A 13,692-nucleotide genomic window follows, 5' to 3' on the forward strand; every position below is an offset into this window, starting at 1 on the left:
ACGCGGACTCCGCGCCCCGCGGGTCATCAGCTTGCCGGACCCGCCGCCTTGGGGGATCGCGGTGCCCGGTTCGCCGCGCTGCGACGCCGGTGGCCGATCACGACCGGCGCGAGGCAGACCAGCGCGTAGACGCCCACGACCCACCAGAAGAGGCCGTCGCCGGGGTCGCGCATGTAGCGGGCGAGACCCACTCCCACAGCGGGCGCGCACAGCAGTGAGAAGGCGACGTTGCGCCACGCCGAGTACCTGGCGAGATCGAGGTGTTCGACCCACCACTCGACCACGACCGGCACCGGCAGCAGCCAGAGCAGCCAGGCGTCCAGCGATTCCGGCCAGCGCACACCAGCCAGGGCCAGTCCCATCGCCATGAAGCATGCGGGATAGAAGACCGCGCAACGCCGGCACAGGTGCGTGCGACCGACCTTGATGCATCGGTCGTACTCGTTGGGGTAGTGGTGGCTCAGCCACAGGGGAGTGCGTCTCTCGATGCCATACCCATCGGCCGCATCGTGCGGAACTGAAGGCCGTGAACCGAAACAGGTCGACTCGACCGCCCGTGGCCGGGAGTGTGCTCGGTTTAGCGGGCGCCAGACCGCACGAGCTCACCCATCTGGGCTGACATGTCCTCGATGATCTGCAGGATGCCCGGCAGTGTCCCCATGCCGAAGAAGCCGTGGATCAGGTCGTCGTAGCAGCGGTAATGCGTGGGCACCCCGGCCTTCTCCAGCTTCTCGGCGTACGCACAGCCCTCGTCCCTGAGTGGGTCGAAGCCGGCAGTCCACACCAGGGCGGGAGCAGCACCGGAAACGTCTTCGGCCACGAGCGGGGAGGCCTTCGGGTCGGAGTACTGGGCGGGGTCGTGCACGTAGTGGTCCCGGAACCAGGTGCGCGATTCCTCGGTGAGGAAGAACCCTTCGCCGAACAGCTCCACCGACCGGGTGTCCGTGGTGAAGTCGGTGGCCGGGTAGACCAGGCCCTGGGCGACCGGTGCAGGGGTCTCGGTGTCACGCGCCAGCAGCGCTACAACCGCCGCGAGGTTGCCCCCGGCGCTGTCTCCCATGACGCCGATCGCACCGGGATCGATGGACAGTTCCGCACCGTGGGCGACGACCCACTCATAGGCGGCGAGGCAGTCCTCGACCGGGGTGGGGAACGGGTGCTCCGGCGCCAGTCGGTAGTCCACCGAGATCACCGCGCACTCGCTGGCACACGCGAGAACCCGACACGACGCGTCGTGGGTGTCGAGATCGCCGACCACCCAGCCTCCGCCGTGGAAGAACACGATCGCCGGCGGTGTCGGCCCGGACCCGTGGGGTCGGAAGATGCGGAGCCGGATCTGTGACTCCGGTCCGTCCATGAGCCGCTCGTAGACGTGCACGTCGGTTGCCACGGGCATGCCGATCCTCGCCACCCTGCTCATGTTGGCGCGCCGCTCCTGCACGTCCTGACCCTCCAGTGCGTTCTGCCCGGAGCGCTCGCCCAGCTCGATCAAAAGCTGGACACTGCGGTTGAGGACCCGTCCGTCGACTTCGACCGGATCGCCGGCGAGCCGCTGTACGAGCCAATCCGGGACGCCTGCCGACCGGCGTGCCATCGAGATGATCGGATTCCACTTGTAGGTGATCCCCATGGCGCACAGCTTGGCATCCCGCAGGGACCGGCGTCTCCCGCCGGCACTCCGGTCAGGGGCAGATCCCGATCACTTCGAACGTGGTCGGCGTTGCGGAGTCGTCCGCGATCGAGCCCCGGCCGATGATGGACACAATCCCGGTGTCACCGACCGACATGTCCTCGACCATGCCCTCGAACACCCCGGGGATGGTCACAGTGCCGGTTCCATCGGTTGCGGAGACGAGGACGGTGTTGGTCCCGTCGGAGAACTCGGTCGTCAGTGTGGTCTCGCCGGGGTCGGCGCACTCGCTGGCCGTGCCCTGCACGGTCACTGAATCATCTGCGGTGGTGAGGCGGAACTCCATCGTGGTGAGCTGGAAGGAGCCATCGCTGCCCGCGTCCCCGCCGGACTCGCCCTCGCCGCCTGGCTCGGTGGAATCGGTCTCCTGCTGGACCGCCTGGCTGTCCGTCGTGACGTCGTCGGTTCCGTCGTCGTCACCGCAGGCCAGCGGGACCGCACACAGAGCGGTGAGGGCGATGAGCGAGATGAGAGCACGGCGTGCCATGGGCCAACGCTACCGGGGTCGTGGGGGCGTGGGCTGCAACCCGTGCGTCGGTTCGCCCAGACGGCTCATAGCACCGTGCCGGGGAGCTGTTCGAGTTGGTCGAACATGTCCTTGCCGTCCTCGCGTACGGAGATTCCGCCGACCAGGACGTGGTGCATGCCCACCGGGTCGTCGGCGGTGAGCCGCTCGCCGTCGGCAGGGAAGTCGGTCACCCTGCGGAGCGGCCCGGGTGCCACGGTGTCCGGATCGAACACGGCCACGTCGGCTGCAGCCCCCACTTCGAGTCGGCCTCGCCCGGTCAACCCGAAGACCTCTGCCGGCTCACCGGTGAGCTTGTGCACGGCTCGCTCGAGCGGCATGACGTCCTGTTCGCGCACCCAGTTGCCGAGCAGGTCGGTCGCGAAGCAGGCATCACAGAGCTGACTCACGTGTGCGCCCGAGTCGGCGAGGCCCAACAAGACGCCGTCGCGGGGTAGCAGCCACGCGATTGCGTCTGGATCGTTGTTGGCCAGCACCGAGTTGAACCTGGTGCGCAACCCGTCGTCGAGGGCTATGTCGCACATGGCGTCCAGCATCGTTCCGCCCCGCTCTGCTGCGATGTCGGCCACCCCGCGTCCGGTGAGGTCAGCGTGTGTGTCGCTCTCGGCTACCGAGAGCGCGTCCCAGTTCATGGGCAGGGCGCCCGGGCCGGAGAGCTCCGCCCAGGCGACTTCGCGCCACGCCGGGTCACGGTAGGCCGCGATCCGCTCATCGATTGGGCGGTCCATCAGCTTGCGGAACTCCTCGCGCATGTTGAAGGTGAACGGGTCTTGCATCGTCATCTGGAACACGAGGGGTCGGCACGAGACCTGGGGCCACACCTGTGCACCGGCCAGGCGCTTCTCGTCATGTGTTGCGATCACGTCCTCGTGCCACGGGAATCCCTTGATGGTGAGCAGGGCGGTCCAGGTGATGGGCCGTCGAATCTCGTGCCACACGGTGAAGACATCGTCGTGGGTCACGCCTTCGCCGGGCAGTAGGGCCACGACGCCACGGTCGGCCTCGCGCAGCGGCGCGGCGAGGGCCAGCACCTCCCCGAGTGGGGCGCGCCGACTCGGCACTGGGCGTCCGCCCTGGCCGTTGTGGGTGGGGGCGTGGCTGGTGGCGAACCCGATCGCACCCGCGTCAAGTGCTTCGGCCACTGCGGAGGTCATCGCCCTCAGTTCCGCCTCGGTCGGCTCGCGCTCGTAGGCCTCGTCGCCCATGGCCCAGATCCGAAGCGCGGTGTGGCCGATGTAGCAGCCGTAGTTGAGTGTCGTGCCACGCCGTCGCACCGCGTCGAGGTACTGGGGAAATGTCTCGAACTCGTGCCAGGGCACACCGGCGGCGAGCGTGTCGACGGACATGTCCTCCACGTGATGCAGCGTGCGGGCGAGCAGGTCCACCTGCTCCGCGCGGTTGGGTGCAATAGAGAATCCGCAGTTGCCCGCGATGACCGTGGTGACTCCGTGGTGGCTCGACGGAGTCAGGTGGGGGTCCCAGAAGACCTGCGCGTCGTAGTGGGTGTGTACGTCGATGAACCCGGGCGCCACGACCTGCCCCGATGCGTCCAGGTGGCGGTGGCCGGTGAGGTTCGATCCGATCTCGGTGATCACCCCGTCGGTGATGGCAACGTCGGCCCTGCGTGCCGGTGCGCCGGTTCCGTCGATGACGGTGCCTCCCTCGAGGACTGTGTCTGCCACCATCTTTCGCACCCCCTTGATGGATCCCCTGCCCCGTCGTCAGCAGGCGTTCCGGCGGTCAGTCTCGCGCCGCTGGCGCACGTCTGCCCGCGAACTTGGTGCCTCGTGTCGAGGGGTGGAGTTGCAGGTTCTAATGGACTACATTAGAACCTGTTCTACCCAAGCGATCAGGAGTTCATCCATGGAATTCGGTCTCTTCCTCAACGGCTACCTTCCCGGTCCGGCGGCTCACGACAGAGCCTCGGAGCACGAGATGCTGACCCGCGAGCTCCAGTACGCAGTGCACGCCGACTCGTACAACTGGAAGTACGCCTGGTTCGGCGAGCACCACGCGCTCACGGAGTACTCGCACATGTCCGCTCCCGAGGTGGTCATCCCTTACGTGGCGGCCCAGACCGCGCAGATCCACCTGGGCTCGGCGATCATGAACCTCTCGCCCCCGGTCAACCAGCCCACCCGCAACGCCGAACGGGTCGCGATGCTCGACCACGTCACCAACGGCCGCTTCGAATTCGGCACCGGCAGGGGTGCCGGCGAGCACGAGATGCAGACCTTCGACCTCCACACCTCCGAAACCAAGGAGATGTGGGACGAGGTTGCTCCGGAGATCGTGCGGATGTGGGAACAGCGCGACTACGAGTTCGAGGGGCAGTTCTTCCGCGTGCCCGGGCCGCACAACCTCCTGCCAAAGCCCTACGGAGTCGGCCATCCCCCGATGTGGGTGGGCTGTGGCAACCCCGGCACATTCACCAAGGCCGGAGAACTCGGCATCGGGGCCATTGCGTTCAACTTCGAGCCCGTGATGAACCTGAAGGGCCGCCTCGACGCCTACAAGGAGGGCATCGCCAACTGCACCGAGCCGCTCGGCGAATTCATCAACGACAACGTGATGATGACCAACGCCGTCGTGTGCCTGTCCGACGGGCAGCGGGCCCGCGAGATCGCCCTGTCCGCCGGCAGGGGCTACCTCAACTCGATGGTCACCTTGTACCACTCGACCATGCCCAAGATGCCCGGCGCCGTCACCTGGCCCGGGCGGCCGATGGGTCTCCAGAACGAAGCGGAGCTCGACTGGGCGATCGAAGAGGGTTACCTCATGTGCGGCACCCCTGAGCAGGTTCTGGAACAGATCGCCAAGTACCAGGAGGTCGGCACCGACCAGCTCGTGTTCGGCATCCCCAATGAGGGCTTCGAGCACGAAGAGGTGCTCGAGATGATCGAGCTGTTCGGCAAGCACGTGATCCCCGAGTACGACAAGGACCCGGAGCACCGCACGGCCAAGATGCGTGCGACCGCGAAGCGCAAGCATCCCGAGTTCGCAAGCGAGCTGCCGGAGTTCGACCTTCCAGAGGTCATCCCGACCAACGCCATCAAGCCCCTTCCGTACTGAGCGACGAACACCCCATCACCGAGAGCCGGCGTCCGCGTTCCCGATGGGTCGCGGACGCTGTGGCCTCCGGATGGCGTTGTGGAGGTGCCCATGGCACCGCGTAGTGCCGAAACCCGCGAACGCCTCATCGAGGAAGCCGAGCTGCTGTTCGCCCGCTCCGGTGTGCAGGGCACGGCCACCAGGCAGATCGTCGAAGCGTCGGGCCAGCGCAATGCGTCCGCCGTCAGCTATCACTTCGGCTCCCGCGAGGGCCTGCTGCTGGAACTCCTGGCGCGCCGGGGCGGACCCGTGGACACGGAGCGCGGCCGCCTGCGCTCAGAACTGGGCGACGGTGCCGCGACCGCAGACCTCGTGCGCTGCCTCGTCGTTCCCTATGCGGCGATGCTCGAGTCGGAGGGAGCCCGCGCCTACCTGCAGATAGTGGCCCAGCTGCGGGGGCGATTCGCCGCCTGGAGGGTCGAGTCCGACGAAGCCACCAGCCGGCACCTGTCGGAGATCCTCGATGAGCTGGAACGGCGGCCGACCGGCCCGGACGCGATCCGCCGGGAACGGCTCGTGGCAATGATCATGCTGATGACCGCCTCGGCGGCCGAGCGGGCCCGGGTGCTCGATGACGACGGGAATCCACTGCTGGCCCATGCGGATTTCGTCGACAACCTCGTGGAGATGTGCACCGCGGTCCTGGAGGTCTGAAACGGGGCGTACCCGCGTTGAGCCCCACGGCGCTCAGCCGGGTGCCGCCGGCACCTCACCGCGGATGCAGCATCCCACGACATGGTCGTTGACCAGCCCCATGGCCTGCATGAACGCATAGGCAGTAGTGGGGCCCACGAAGCGCCAGCCGCGCTTCTTGAGCTCCTTCGCGAGCGCTTTCGACTCGGGCGTCGTCGACATCTCGCTCAGCGCGTCCCAAGTGAGCCGATCTGGGCGGGACGCTTCGTCTGGACGGTACTGCCACACGAAGTCCGACAGCGAGCCCTCCTGCGCGACGAGCTCGACCATGGCGCCGGCATTGTTGATCGTGGCCTCGATCTTCCCGCGGTGCCGCACGATCCCGGCGTCGTCGAGCAATCGGGCGACTTCATCCTCGCCGTAGCCGGCGACGACGGTGTGATCGAAGTCGTCGAAGGCGGCGCGGAAGTTCTCGCGCTTGCGCAGGATCGTGAGCCACGACAACCCGCTCTGGAATCCCTCGAGGCAGATCTTCTCGAACAGCACGCGGTCGTCGGTGGTGGGGAAGCCCCACTCGGTGTCGTGGTAGTCGACGTACTCCGGTGCGCTCAGGCCCCAGAAGCACCTCGGCCTGCCGTCGGGTCCTGGGGCCAGTCCGTCCTCCGGGACCTCCATCAGTCCTCCAGGGCCCTGGCCGATCCGCCCCTGATCCGACCCAGGGCGTTGCGGGCCAGATGCATGCTCAACCCCGCCGGCCCGGCGACCCAGGTGAGCAGCAGTGACAGGCGCGCGGTGCGACCGCGTTCGCGTGCGTCGGCCCAGATCCACCGTCCGACGAACAAGTCGAACACGACGTAGTGGGTCCATCCCGCCAGGAACGCCGTTGGTGACGACAGGGCCTCGCGCATGGCCTCGGGGTCATCGAAGCCGGGCATCTCGCCGTCGCCCTCGATCATCTCCTTGGCGAGGAACCCCACATAGGCGCCACCGAGGGCTGCATAAAGCGGGGTGGCGAGGCGGACCAGTCGCTCGGTGAGCCGCGAGTTGGGAGCGATGATCATCGCTGCCCACACCGGCAGGGTGGAGGCCGACACCACCTTGAACGCCAGCTTGTCTCCCTCGCTCATCGCGTCGGCATCCGGGGCCGTCGTGGTCGCGTCGTCGGTCTCGACTGCTGTCCGGTCATTCATGGTGGGCAGTCTCGCGCACGGTGTTGGATCTGTCGGCCGGCAGCGGAACGACTCCGGCAGGGCCTCACACTCCGGCACCGCCGCGGCCTTCACCGGCGGCAAACCGGGCCGCGCCTTCGCGGGTCTCGCCCGACGTGATGGTTTCGAGGCCCACCTCCGCCTCGAAAGCCATCGCTTCGTCGAAGCCCAGGTCCCATTGCGCGATCGTCGAGCGGCGGTCGTTCGTGGAACACAGCCGCGGGAAGGCGGCGATGTGGTGAGCGAGTGCCACCGCTTCGTCGAGCGCTGTACCGGGCTCCACCAGTCGGTTGGCGAGCCCCATTGTGCGGGCCTCCTCACCGCTCACACCGCGGCCGGTGAGGATCAGGTCCATTGCGTGGGAATGTCCGATCAGGCGGGGCAGCCGCACGGTGCCACCGTCGATGAGCGGGACACCCCACCGCCGGCAGTAGACGCCGAAGATGGCGTCGCTCGCCGCCACCCGCATGTCGCACCAGATCGCCAGTTCCAGCCCTCCGGCAACGGCGTGGCCTTCGATCGCGGCAACGACGGGCTTGGAGAGCTTCATTCGTGTAGGGCCCATGGGGCCGTCGAGGGCGACGTCGCGCTCCACGCGGTTGCCGCGGCCTTCGGAGATCCCCTTCAGGTCCGCTCCGGCGCAGAACGTGCCACCGGAGCCGGCGAGCACGCCCACCGCAAGATCTGGATCGTCTTGCAGAGTGCGGAACGCTGTCGCCAGCTGGGCCGCGGTCGGTCCGTCGACCGCGTTGCGGACTTCGGGGCGGTTGATCGTGACGACGAGCACCTCGTCGTCACGATGCACGGTCAGGTTGTCGGAGCCATCCGGGTCGCTCATGGCAGCGAGTCTCCCACTGCGCCCGAACGTCGCGCGCGGTGCAGACCGTTCAGTTGTCGACGCGGCGCGAGTCCTCGACGAGGTTGATGTCGTAGATGACCTGGTCGAGCAGGTCGCCCGCCTCGATCCCGGCGAAACGCTGCGGGTTGTCGGCGGTCACGGACGAGTGGATCGGGGAGAGGATCGTCCAGGGGGTCGGATGGCAGAACTGCACGACCGAGTACCGCTCACCGGGCTGGTCGGGGTCGGCCACCACCCGGTGCCAGCCGATGGGGATGATCCCGTTGGTGAGGCGCTCCAGCATGATCCCGGTGTTGATGATCACGTGGTCAGACGGTGGCGATGCATCGACCCATTCGTCCTCCGCTTCCTCGCCGACGCGGACCTGAAGGCCGCGAGCCGTGGCCCGCGGCAGCGCCGTGGTGAGGTTGATGTCGCCGTGCTCGGCCGCCCACACGTGTGGGCGGTCCGTGCCGGAAGCATCGGGTGCCTCTGCCATGGGTGGGTAGCGGATGGCCCGTGTGAGGGTGGTGCCATCGGTGAGCATTCCCTCGAAGAAGTCTTCCGCGGCTCCGACCCCCAGGGCGACGATCCGCAGGAACCTGCGCTGGATGTCGAGCGTGCGGCGGTGGAACTCCATCAACACGTCGACGATGCCGGGCACTACGGCCTCCGGGATCATCTGGTCGCCGTAGCGGTGCTCGTACTTGTCGCGGAGCGGGTGCCCACCGGGCAGCGACTGGCCCCAGTTGAGCATCTCCTTCCAGTCGGGGGCGTCCGACACAGCTGCCGTCTCCACCAACAACCCGGTGTACCCGGTCTGGCCGTGTGAGCCGGGTGCGACGAACCTGTCCTTGACCTCGCGCTCCGCCTCGAAGAACTCGGCGAGCATCGCGTAGGTCGTGTCGAGGAGGTCCTCGCCGATGTCGTGGCTGGTGTACACGAACCCGGTTCGCAGGCTTCGCATCACTCCGTCGATGACGGCCTTGCGCTGGGAGTCGCCGCCGCTCTCGAAGGCGAGCAGGTCGACATCGAGGATCTCGTCCATGCCGGGAACGGTACTGGCCGGCTCAGGCCTGTGGTTCGACCTTCGAATGCTCGAAGAAGTCGAGCACTTCGCGGGTGTGTGACCAGTCGCCGCCCCACAGCCACGTGTGCGGCACGGCGTCCACGACGGTGAGGCGCAGGGGACTGGTGCAGTCCTCGTGGTCCGACCGCTCCCACCCCGTGGTCGGTTCCTGTGGTCGGCTCCACAGCTCGAACGAAACCACCTCGGGGTCGCCCGTGCACTGCCAGATCTCGACCAGTTCGTCGGTCGCCTCGCTCCACGAGCGCGAGGTGCGGCCACTGGCGAGCGTGCCGAGCAATGTGCGACCGCCGGCCATGGGAAACAGCTCGTCCTCGGTGCCCACCGACATCAGCAGCGGCACGCTGCCGTCGCACCCTTCGAGGCTCCAGGGGATCACCGCAACCGAAGCGGCAGCGGCCGGCATGTGCTCGCCCTCACACAGGTACCGCGTGGTCATGAGGCCGCCGTTGGAGAGCCCGGCCATGTAGATGCGGTCGGGGTCCACGTCAGGCCGCGCGGCCGTGTCGGCCATCACCTCGTCGAGGAAACCGACGTCGTCGACCCCGAGCGCCGCTGCCGGCCCACAGCACTCGCCGGTGTTCCACATGCCCCACAGCCCCTGTGGCACGACCAACACGAAACCCTGCTGCCGGGCCAACGCGTCCAGGTCAGTCTCGCCGACCCAGCCGGACCGGTTCCCACCCAGCGGGTGCAGTGTCACGATCGCAGGGAGTGGCTCGTCGCCCGCGTTGTCGGGCACACCCACTGACCACTGGCGCGGCACGAGTCCGTCGGTGCTGTACTTCTCCCAGGTGAAGCCTTCCGGGTACGGCGCGGAGTCCTGCGGGCTCACCAGCAACAGCAGCGCCACGACGAACGCGACGAGTACGAACGAGATGACCCCGGCGAGCACCAGCGGCCAAGGCCGACGGCGCGTCGGCACATCCGTGCCGGGCTCGGGACCGGGCGGGGCCCCGGCCTCAGAGTCGTTCGATGACGGTGGCAGAGCCCATTCCTCCGGCGGCGCACATTGCGACTGCACCGTACTGGCCGTCGATCCGCTCGAGCTCGTGGACCATGGTCACGATCATGCGGGCGCCTGTGGCGCCGATCGGGTGGCCGAGCGAGCAGCCGGAGCCGTTGACATTGACCTTGTCGTGGTCGAGGCCGAGTTTGCGGGTGCAGGCAACCGCCATGGACGCGAAGGCCTCGTTGATCTCGATCGAGTCGAGCGTGGAGAGCTCGACTCCGGCCTTCGACACTGCCTTCGGCAGGGCCTGGATGGGCGCAAGTCCCGTTTCCTCGGGAGCGACTGCAGCCGAGCCCCAGCCGATGATCCGCGCGAGCGGCTCGAGGCCGTTGGCCTTCGCATACTCGCGTGAGCACATCACCATCGCAGCGGACGCATCGTTGAGCCCGGACGCGTTGCCGGCCGTGGTCACCGCGCCTTGCACCAGCGGATTGATGACCGGCAGCGAAGCGAGTTTCTCCAGCGAGCTGTTGCGGCGGGGGTGCTCGTCGACCTCGAACACCGAGCCGTCAGGCAGGGTGACCGGTGCGAGCTCGTTCTTGAAGCGGCCCTCGTCGATTGCCTGCACGGCCCGACGGTGCGACTCGAATGCCCAGGCGTCGGCCTCCTCGCGGGTGACGCCCGCGATGCGCGCGGCGTTGTCGCCGACGGTGAGCGCCATGTTGAACGGGGGAGCGAGCTCGGTTTCCTCGTTGGCGGGTGGCAGCCAGAACTCGGCCTCGCCCTGGGCGTTCATCTTCTGGCCCTGCGGCGCGGTCGACATGGACTCTGCGCCGCCGCCGATGCCCACATCCAGCATCCCGGCGGAGATGTTGGCGGCAACCCATTGCACGCCGGCCATGGCGGATGCACACCAACGCTGTGTCGCGACGCCCGGCACGTTGGTCATGCCGAGGCGGATGGCGACGTTGCGGCCGATGTTGCCGCCGCCCTGCATCGACTCACCGAACCCGATGTCCTCGATCTCGGTGTCATCGAGGCCGGAGCGCTCGAGCGCCGCGGCGATCGAAACCTCGGCGATCTCGTAGGCGTCCATGCCCACGAGCGAGCCCTTGTACGCGGTTGCGATCGGCGTGCGGGCCGTGCTGACGATTACGACATCGGATGGCATCTGGGGTCCCCCTGAAGGATCTGACGACTCGTCAGATTGTGGCGCAGGGATGATGTGGCGGCCCAATCCCGACCGCCGCCGGAGTCGCCGACCTGACACACATGTCAGAATGCTGGCCCGAATACGCCGGACCGGGAGTCACCACAGAGCATGGGCACCACAGCAGGTTTCAGCGGGGTCATCGGTCGCTACCGCAGCGAATCCGAGCCGGCCTGGCCCGAGGTGCCGGTGGCGCCCCCCGGCTCGCCGAACGTGTTGCTCGTACTGCTCGACGACGTCGGCTTCGCCCAGCTCGGCTGTTTCGGCAGTTCGATCCCGACCCCCAACTTCGACCGCCTGGCAGAGCGCGGCGTGCGCTACACCAACTTCCACACGACGGCCCTGTGCTCGCCGACCAGGGCCTGCCTGCTCACCGGCCGCAATCACCACTCAGTGGGAATGGGTCGCATCATCGACCTGGCCACCGGCTTCCCGGGCTACGACGCGCACATTCCCGACACCGCTGGAATGCTCCCGGCGATCCTCACCGAGGCCGGTTACGCCGCCTACGCGGTCGGCAAGTGGCACCTGACGCCGGACCATGAGATCTCCGCCGGTGCCAGCCGCGCCCGATGGCCGCTGGGCAAGGGATTCGAGCGCTTCTACGGGTTCATGGAGGGCGAGACCAACCAGTTCGCCCCCACACTGGTGCACGACAACCACTACGTGCCCCAGCCCGTCGACTTCGAGGACGGCTACCACTTCACAACGGACATGGTCGACCACGGCATCGAGTACGTGGCCGACCTGCGCAACGCGGAGCCCGACAAGCCGTTCCTGCTCTACGTGACTCCCGGCGCCTGCCACAGTCCGCACCAGGCGCCGCCGGAGTGGCTGCAGCGTTTCCGCGGGGCCTTCGACCACGGTTGGGACCTGGAGCGCGAGCGGATCCATGCCCGCCAGGTGGGCGAGGGGATCCTGCCCGCGCACACCGAGCTGTCCGAACGCCCCGACTGGGTGCCGGCCTGGGACTCGCTCACCGATGACCAGCGCCGCATCTACGCCCGCTACATGGAGGCATTCGCCGCCTACCTCGCGCACACCGACCACGAACTCGGCCGACTCCTCGACTTCCTCGCCGAGACCGGCGACGTCGACAACACGATCGTGGTGGCGATGAGCGACAACGGCGCCAGCTCCGAGGGCGGGCCCACCGGGTCGGTCAACGACATCCGGCCGTGGAACATCACCGGCACCGAGGAGTCCGAGCAGCTCGACAAGCTCGACGACATCGGTGGCCCCTGGGTCCACAACAACTATCCGTGGGGCTGGACCGTCGCCGGCAACACCCCGTTCCGTCGCTGGAAGCGCCAGACCCATGAAGGCGGCGTCGCCGACCCGATGATCGTCTCCTGGCCCGCGGGAATGGACGCGTCGCAAGAGGGCAGCACGCGGCGGCAGTACACCCATGTGATCGACGTACTGCCCACAGTGCTCGACTTGATCGGGGTGGAGGCACCGGAGGAGCTGCGGGGCATCGCGCAGCAGCCACTGGAGGGCACGTCGTTTGCGGAATCGCTGGCTGACGCAGGCGCGGCTGAACACCACCACACCCAGTACTACGAGATGTTCGGCTGCCGGGCCATCTACCACGACGGCTACAAGGCCGTGACGTTCCACGAGATCTTCGACCCGAACCTGGACTGGGACAGGGATCGTTGGGAGCTCTACGACACGGTTGCCGATCCCTCCGAGACCAACGACCTGGCCGCGGCCGAGCCCGCCAGGCTGCGCGAGATGGTCGACCGCTGGTGGGTGGAGGCGGCCCGTCACCAGGTGCTGCCGCTCGACAACGCGCCGTTCGACCTGGTGTTCGGCGATGGAGCCCGGCCCGGCCACGTCGAGCGCAACCGCTGGGTCTACCGACCGGGTGGCGCACCCGTGCCCGAGGCGGTCGCAGCGATGGTTCGCAACCGCTCGCACACGATCACCGCCGAAGTGGAGCTGGCAGGGGTCAGCGCAGGCGCGGCCTCCGCAGCGGCCGCGACGACCGAGGGTGTGATCGCAGCACAGGGCTCCGGCTTCGGCGGCTGGTCGCTATACGCGAAAGATGGCGAGCTGCGCTACGTGCACAACTTCGTGGCGCGCGACCGCCATGAGGTGGCCGTTGCGCTGCCCGAAGGCGCGGGACCGCACACCTTGCGGTTCCGATTCGAGCGCACCGGCGACAACCGCGGCATCGGCCACCTCGAGGTCGAAGGTGGCGGGTCGGCGAGTGTGGAGATCCCCGACTTCACGCCGGTGCGGTGGTCCATCACCGGCGAGGGCCTGTGCTGCGGACACCAGCTCGGCCTGCCGGTCACGCCCGCATACCGGGGGCCGTTCCCGTTCACGGGCACGATTCACAGCGTCGTGATCGAGGCGGAGGGCGCCGCCGAACTCGACGTGGATGCCGAGGCCGACATCGCCTTTCGGGCCCAGTAGCGGATCAGGCCGG

13 protein-coding genes are annotated in these 13,692 nt (G+C 68.0%); 3 read left to right on the forward strand and 10 right to left on the reverse strand.

Annotation, left to right across the window (positions count from 1 at the left end):
* Nucleotides 1-26: 26 nt before the first annotated feature.
* The 4 genes from GY812_05125 to GY812_05140 form a co-directional block, all read right to left on the reverse strand.
* Nucleotides 27-368: a hypothetical protein gene (locus tag GY812_05125; GenBank protein MCP4434871.1), complete on the reverse strand. Its 342-nt coding sequence runs from the start codon at nt 366-368 to the stop codon at nt 27-29.
* A gap of 209 nt (nt 369-577) precedes the next feature.
* Nucleotides 578-1,630, reverse strand: coding sequence for an alpha/beta hydrolase (locus tag GY812_05130; GenBank protein ID MCP4434872.1), 1,053 nt, complete (start codon nt 1,628-1,630; stop codon nt 578-580).
* 52 nt (nt 1,631-1,682) lie between these two features.
* Nucleotides 1,683-2,177 carry a hypothetical protein gene (locus GY812_05135; GenBank protein MCP4434873.1) on the reverse strand — a complete coding sequence of 165 codons (495 nt, stop codon included), beginning with the start codon at nt 2,175-2,177 and terminating at the stop codon, nt 1,683-1,685.
* Nucleotides 2,178-2,242: 65 nt separating this feature from the next.
* Entirely contained in the window at nt 2,243-3,901 is a 1,659-nt protein-coding gene (locus GY812_05140) for an amidohydrolase family protein (GenBank protein MCP4434874.1), read from the reverse strand.
* Nucleotides 3,902-4,079: 178 nt separating this feature from the next.
* Here GY812_05140 and GY812_05145 point away from each other — a divergent pair, with 178 nt between their 5' ends.
* Both GY812_05145 and GY812_05150 read left to right on the forward strand, forming a co-directional pair.
* Complete coding sequence (locus tag GY812_05145) at nt 4,080-5,288, forward strand: LLM class flavin-dependent oxidoreductase (protein ID MCP4434875.1); 1,209 nt, start codon at nt 4,080-4,082, stop codon at nt 5,286-5,288.
* 90 nt (nt 5,289-5,378) lie between these two features.
* Nucleotides 5,379-5,981 (forward strand): TetR family transcriptional regulator, encoded by a 603-nt coding sequence (locus GY812_05150; protein ID MCP4434876.1) that lies wholly within the window; start codon nt 5,379-5,381, stop codon nt 5,979-5,981.
* Between the two features lie 33 nt (nt 5,982-6,014).
* On the opposite strand, the gene GY812_05155 is transcribed toward GY812_05150, so the two are convergent.
* The 6 genes from GY812_05155 to GY812_05180 all read right to left on the reverse strand — a co-directional run bounded on the left by GY812_05155 (nt 6,015) and on the right by GY812_05180 (nt 11,216).
* Entirely contained in the window at nt 6,015-6,635 is a 621-nt protein-coding gene (locus GY812_05155; protein MCP4434877.1) for a DNA-3-methyladenine glycosylase I, read from the reverse strand.
* A complete protein-coding gene (locus GY812_05160) occupies nt 6,635-7,150 on the reverse strand; it encodes a DUF4281 domain-containing protein (GenBank protein MCP4434878.1) in 516 nt (171 codons plus the stop codon). Before GY812_05160 ends, GY812_05155 begins: the two co-directional genes overlap by 1 nt.
* Nucleotides 7,151-7,214: 64 nt before the next feature.
* A complete protein-coding gene (locus GY812_05165; protein ID MCP4434879.1) occupies nt 7,215-8,006 on the reverse strand; it encodes a crotonase/enoyl-CoA hydratase family protein in 792 nt (263 codons plus the stop codon).
* Between the two features lie 49 nt (nt 8,007-8,055).
* Nucleotides 8,056-9,054, reverse strand: coding sequence for an isopenicillin N synthase family oxygenase (locus GY812_05170; GenBank protein MCP4434880.1), 999 nt, complete (start codon nt 9,052-9,054; stop codon nt 8,056-8,058).
* 22 nt (nt 9,055-9,076) lie between these two features.
* On the reverse strand, nt 9,077-9,988 hold the full coding sequence (locus GY812_05175) for a hypothetical protein (GenBank protein MCP4434881.1): 912 nt from the start codon (nt 9,986-9,988) through the stop codon (nt 9,077-9,079).
* 67 nt (nt 9,989-10,055) lie between these two features.
* Nucleotides 10,056-11,216: a thiolase family protein gene (locus tag GY812_05180; protein ID MCP4434882.1), complete on the reverse strand. Its 1,161-nt coding sequence runs from the start codon at nt 11,214-11,216 to the stop codon at nt 10,056-10,058.
* Between the two features lie 150 nt (nt 11,217-11,366).
* Here GY812_05180 and GY812_05185 point away from each other — a divergent pair, with 150 nt between their 5' ends.
* Nucleotides 11,367-13,679: an arylsulfatase gene (locus GY812_05185; GenBank protein MCP4434883.1), complete on the forward strand. Its 2,313-nt coding sequence runs from the start codon at nt 11,367-11,369 to the stop codon at nt 13,677-13,679.
* Nucleotides 13,680-13,692 lie beyond the last annotated feature (13 nt).

Source organism: Actinomycetes bacterium, assembly GCA_024222295.1.
GTDB lineage: Bacteria > Actinomycetota > Acidimicrobiia > Acidimicrobiales > Microtrichaceae > JAAEPF01.

Excerpts from the sequence above, each read along its gene's own strand:
- GY812_05125 (MCP4434871.1), bottom strand. The coding sequence starts at position 368 with ATGGCGATGGGACTGGCCCTGGCTGGTGTGCGCTGGCCGGAATCGCTG.
- GY812_05130 (MCP4434872.1), bottom strand. The coding sequence starts at position 1,630 with ATGGGGATCACCTACAAGTGGAATCCGATCATCTCGATGGCACGCCGG.
- GY812_05135 (MCP4434873.1), bottom strand. The coding sequence starts at position 2,177 with ATGGCACGCCGTGCTCTCATCTCGCTCATCGCCCTCACCGCTCTGTGT.
- GY812_05140 (MCP4434874.1), bottom strand. The coding sequence starts at position 3,901 with ATGGTGGCAGACACAGTCCTCGAGGGAGGCACCGTCATCGACGGAACC.
- GY812_05145 (MCP4434875.1), top strand. The coding sequence starts at position 4,080 with ATGGAATTCGGTCTCTTCCTCAACGGCTACCTTCCCGGTCCGGCGGCT.
- GY812_05150 (MCP4434876.1), top strand. The coding sequence starts at position 5,379 with ATGGCACCGCGTAGTGCCGAAACCCGCGAACGCCTCATCGAGGAAGCC.
- GY812_05155 (MCP4434877.1), bottom strand. The coding sequence starts at position 6,635 with ATGGAGGTCCCGGAGGACGGACTGGCCCCAGGACCCGACGGCAGGCCG.
- GY812_05160 (MCP4434878.1), bottom strand. The coding sequence starts at position 7,150 with ATGAATGACCGGACAGCAGTCGAGACCGACGACGCGACCACGACGGCC.
- GY812_05165 (MCP4434879.1), bottom strand. The coding sequence starts at position 8,006 with ATGAGCGACCCGGATGGCTCCGACAACCTGACCGTGCATCGTGACGAC.
- GY812_05170 (MCP4434880.1), bottom strand. The coding sequence starts at position 9,054 with ATGGACGAGATCCTCGATGTCGACCTGCTCGCCTTCGAGAGCGGCGGC.
- GY812_05180 (MCP4434882.1), bottom strand. The coding sequence starts at position 11,216 with ATGCCATCCGATGTCGTAATCGTCAGCACGGCCCGCACGCCGATCGCA.
- GY812_05185 (MCP4434883.1), top strand. The coding sequence starts at position 11,367 with ATGGGCACCACAGCAGGTTTCAGCGGGGTCATCGGTCGCTACCGCAGC.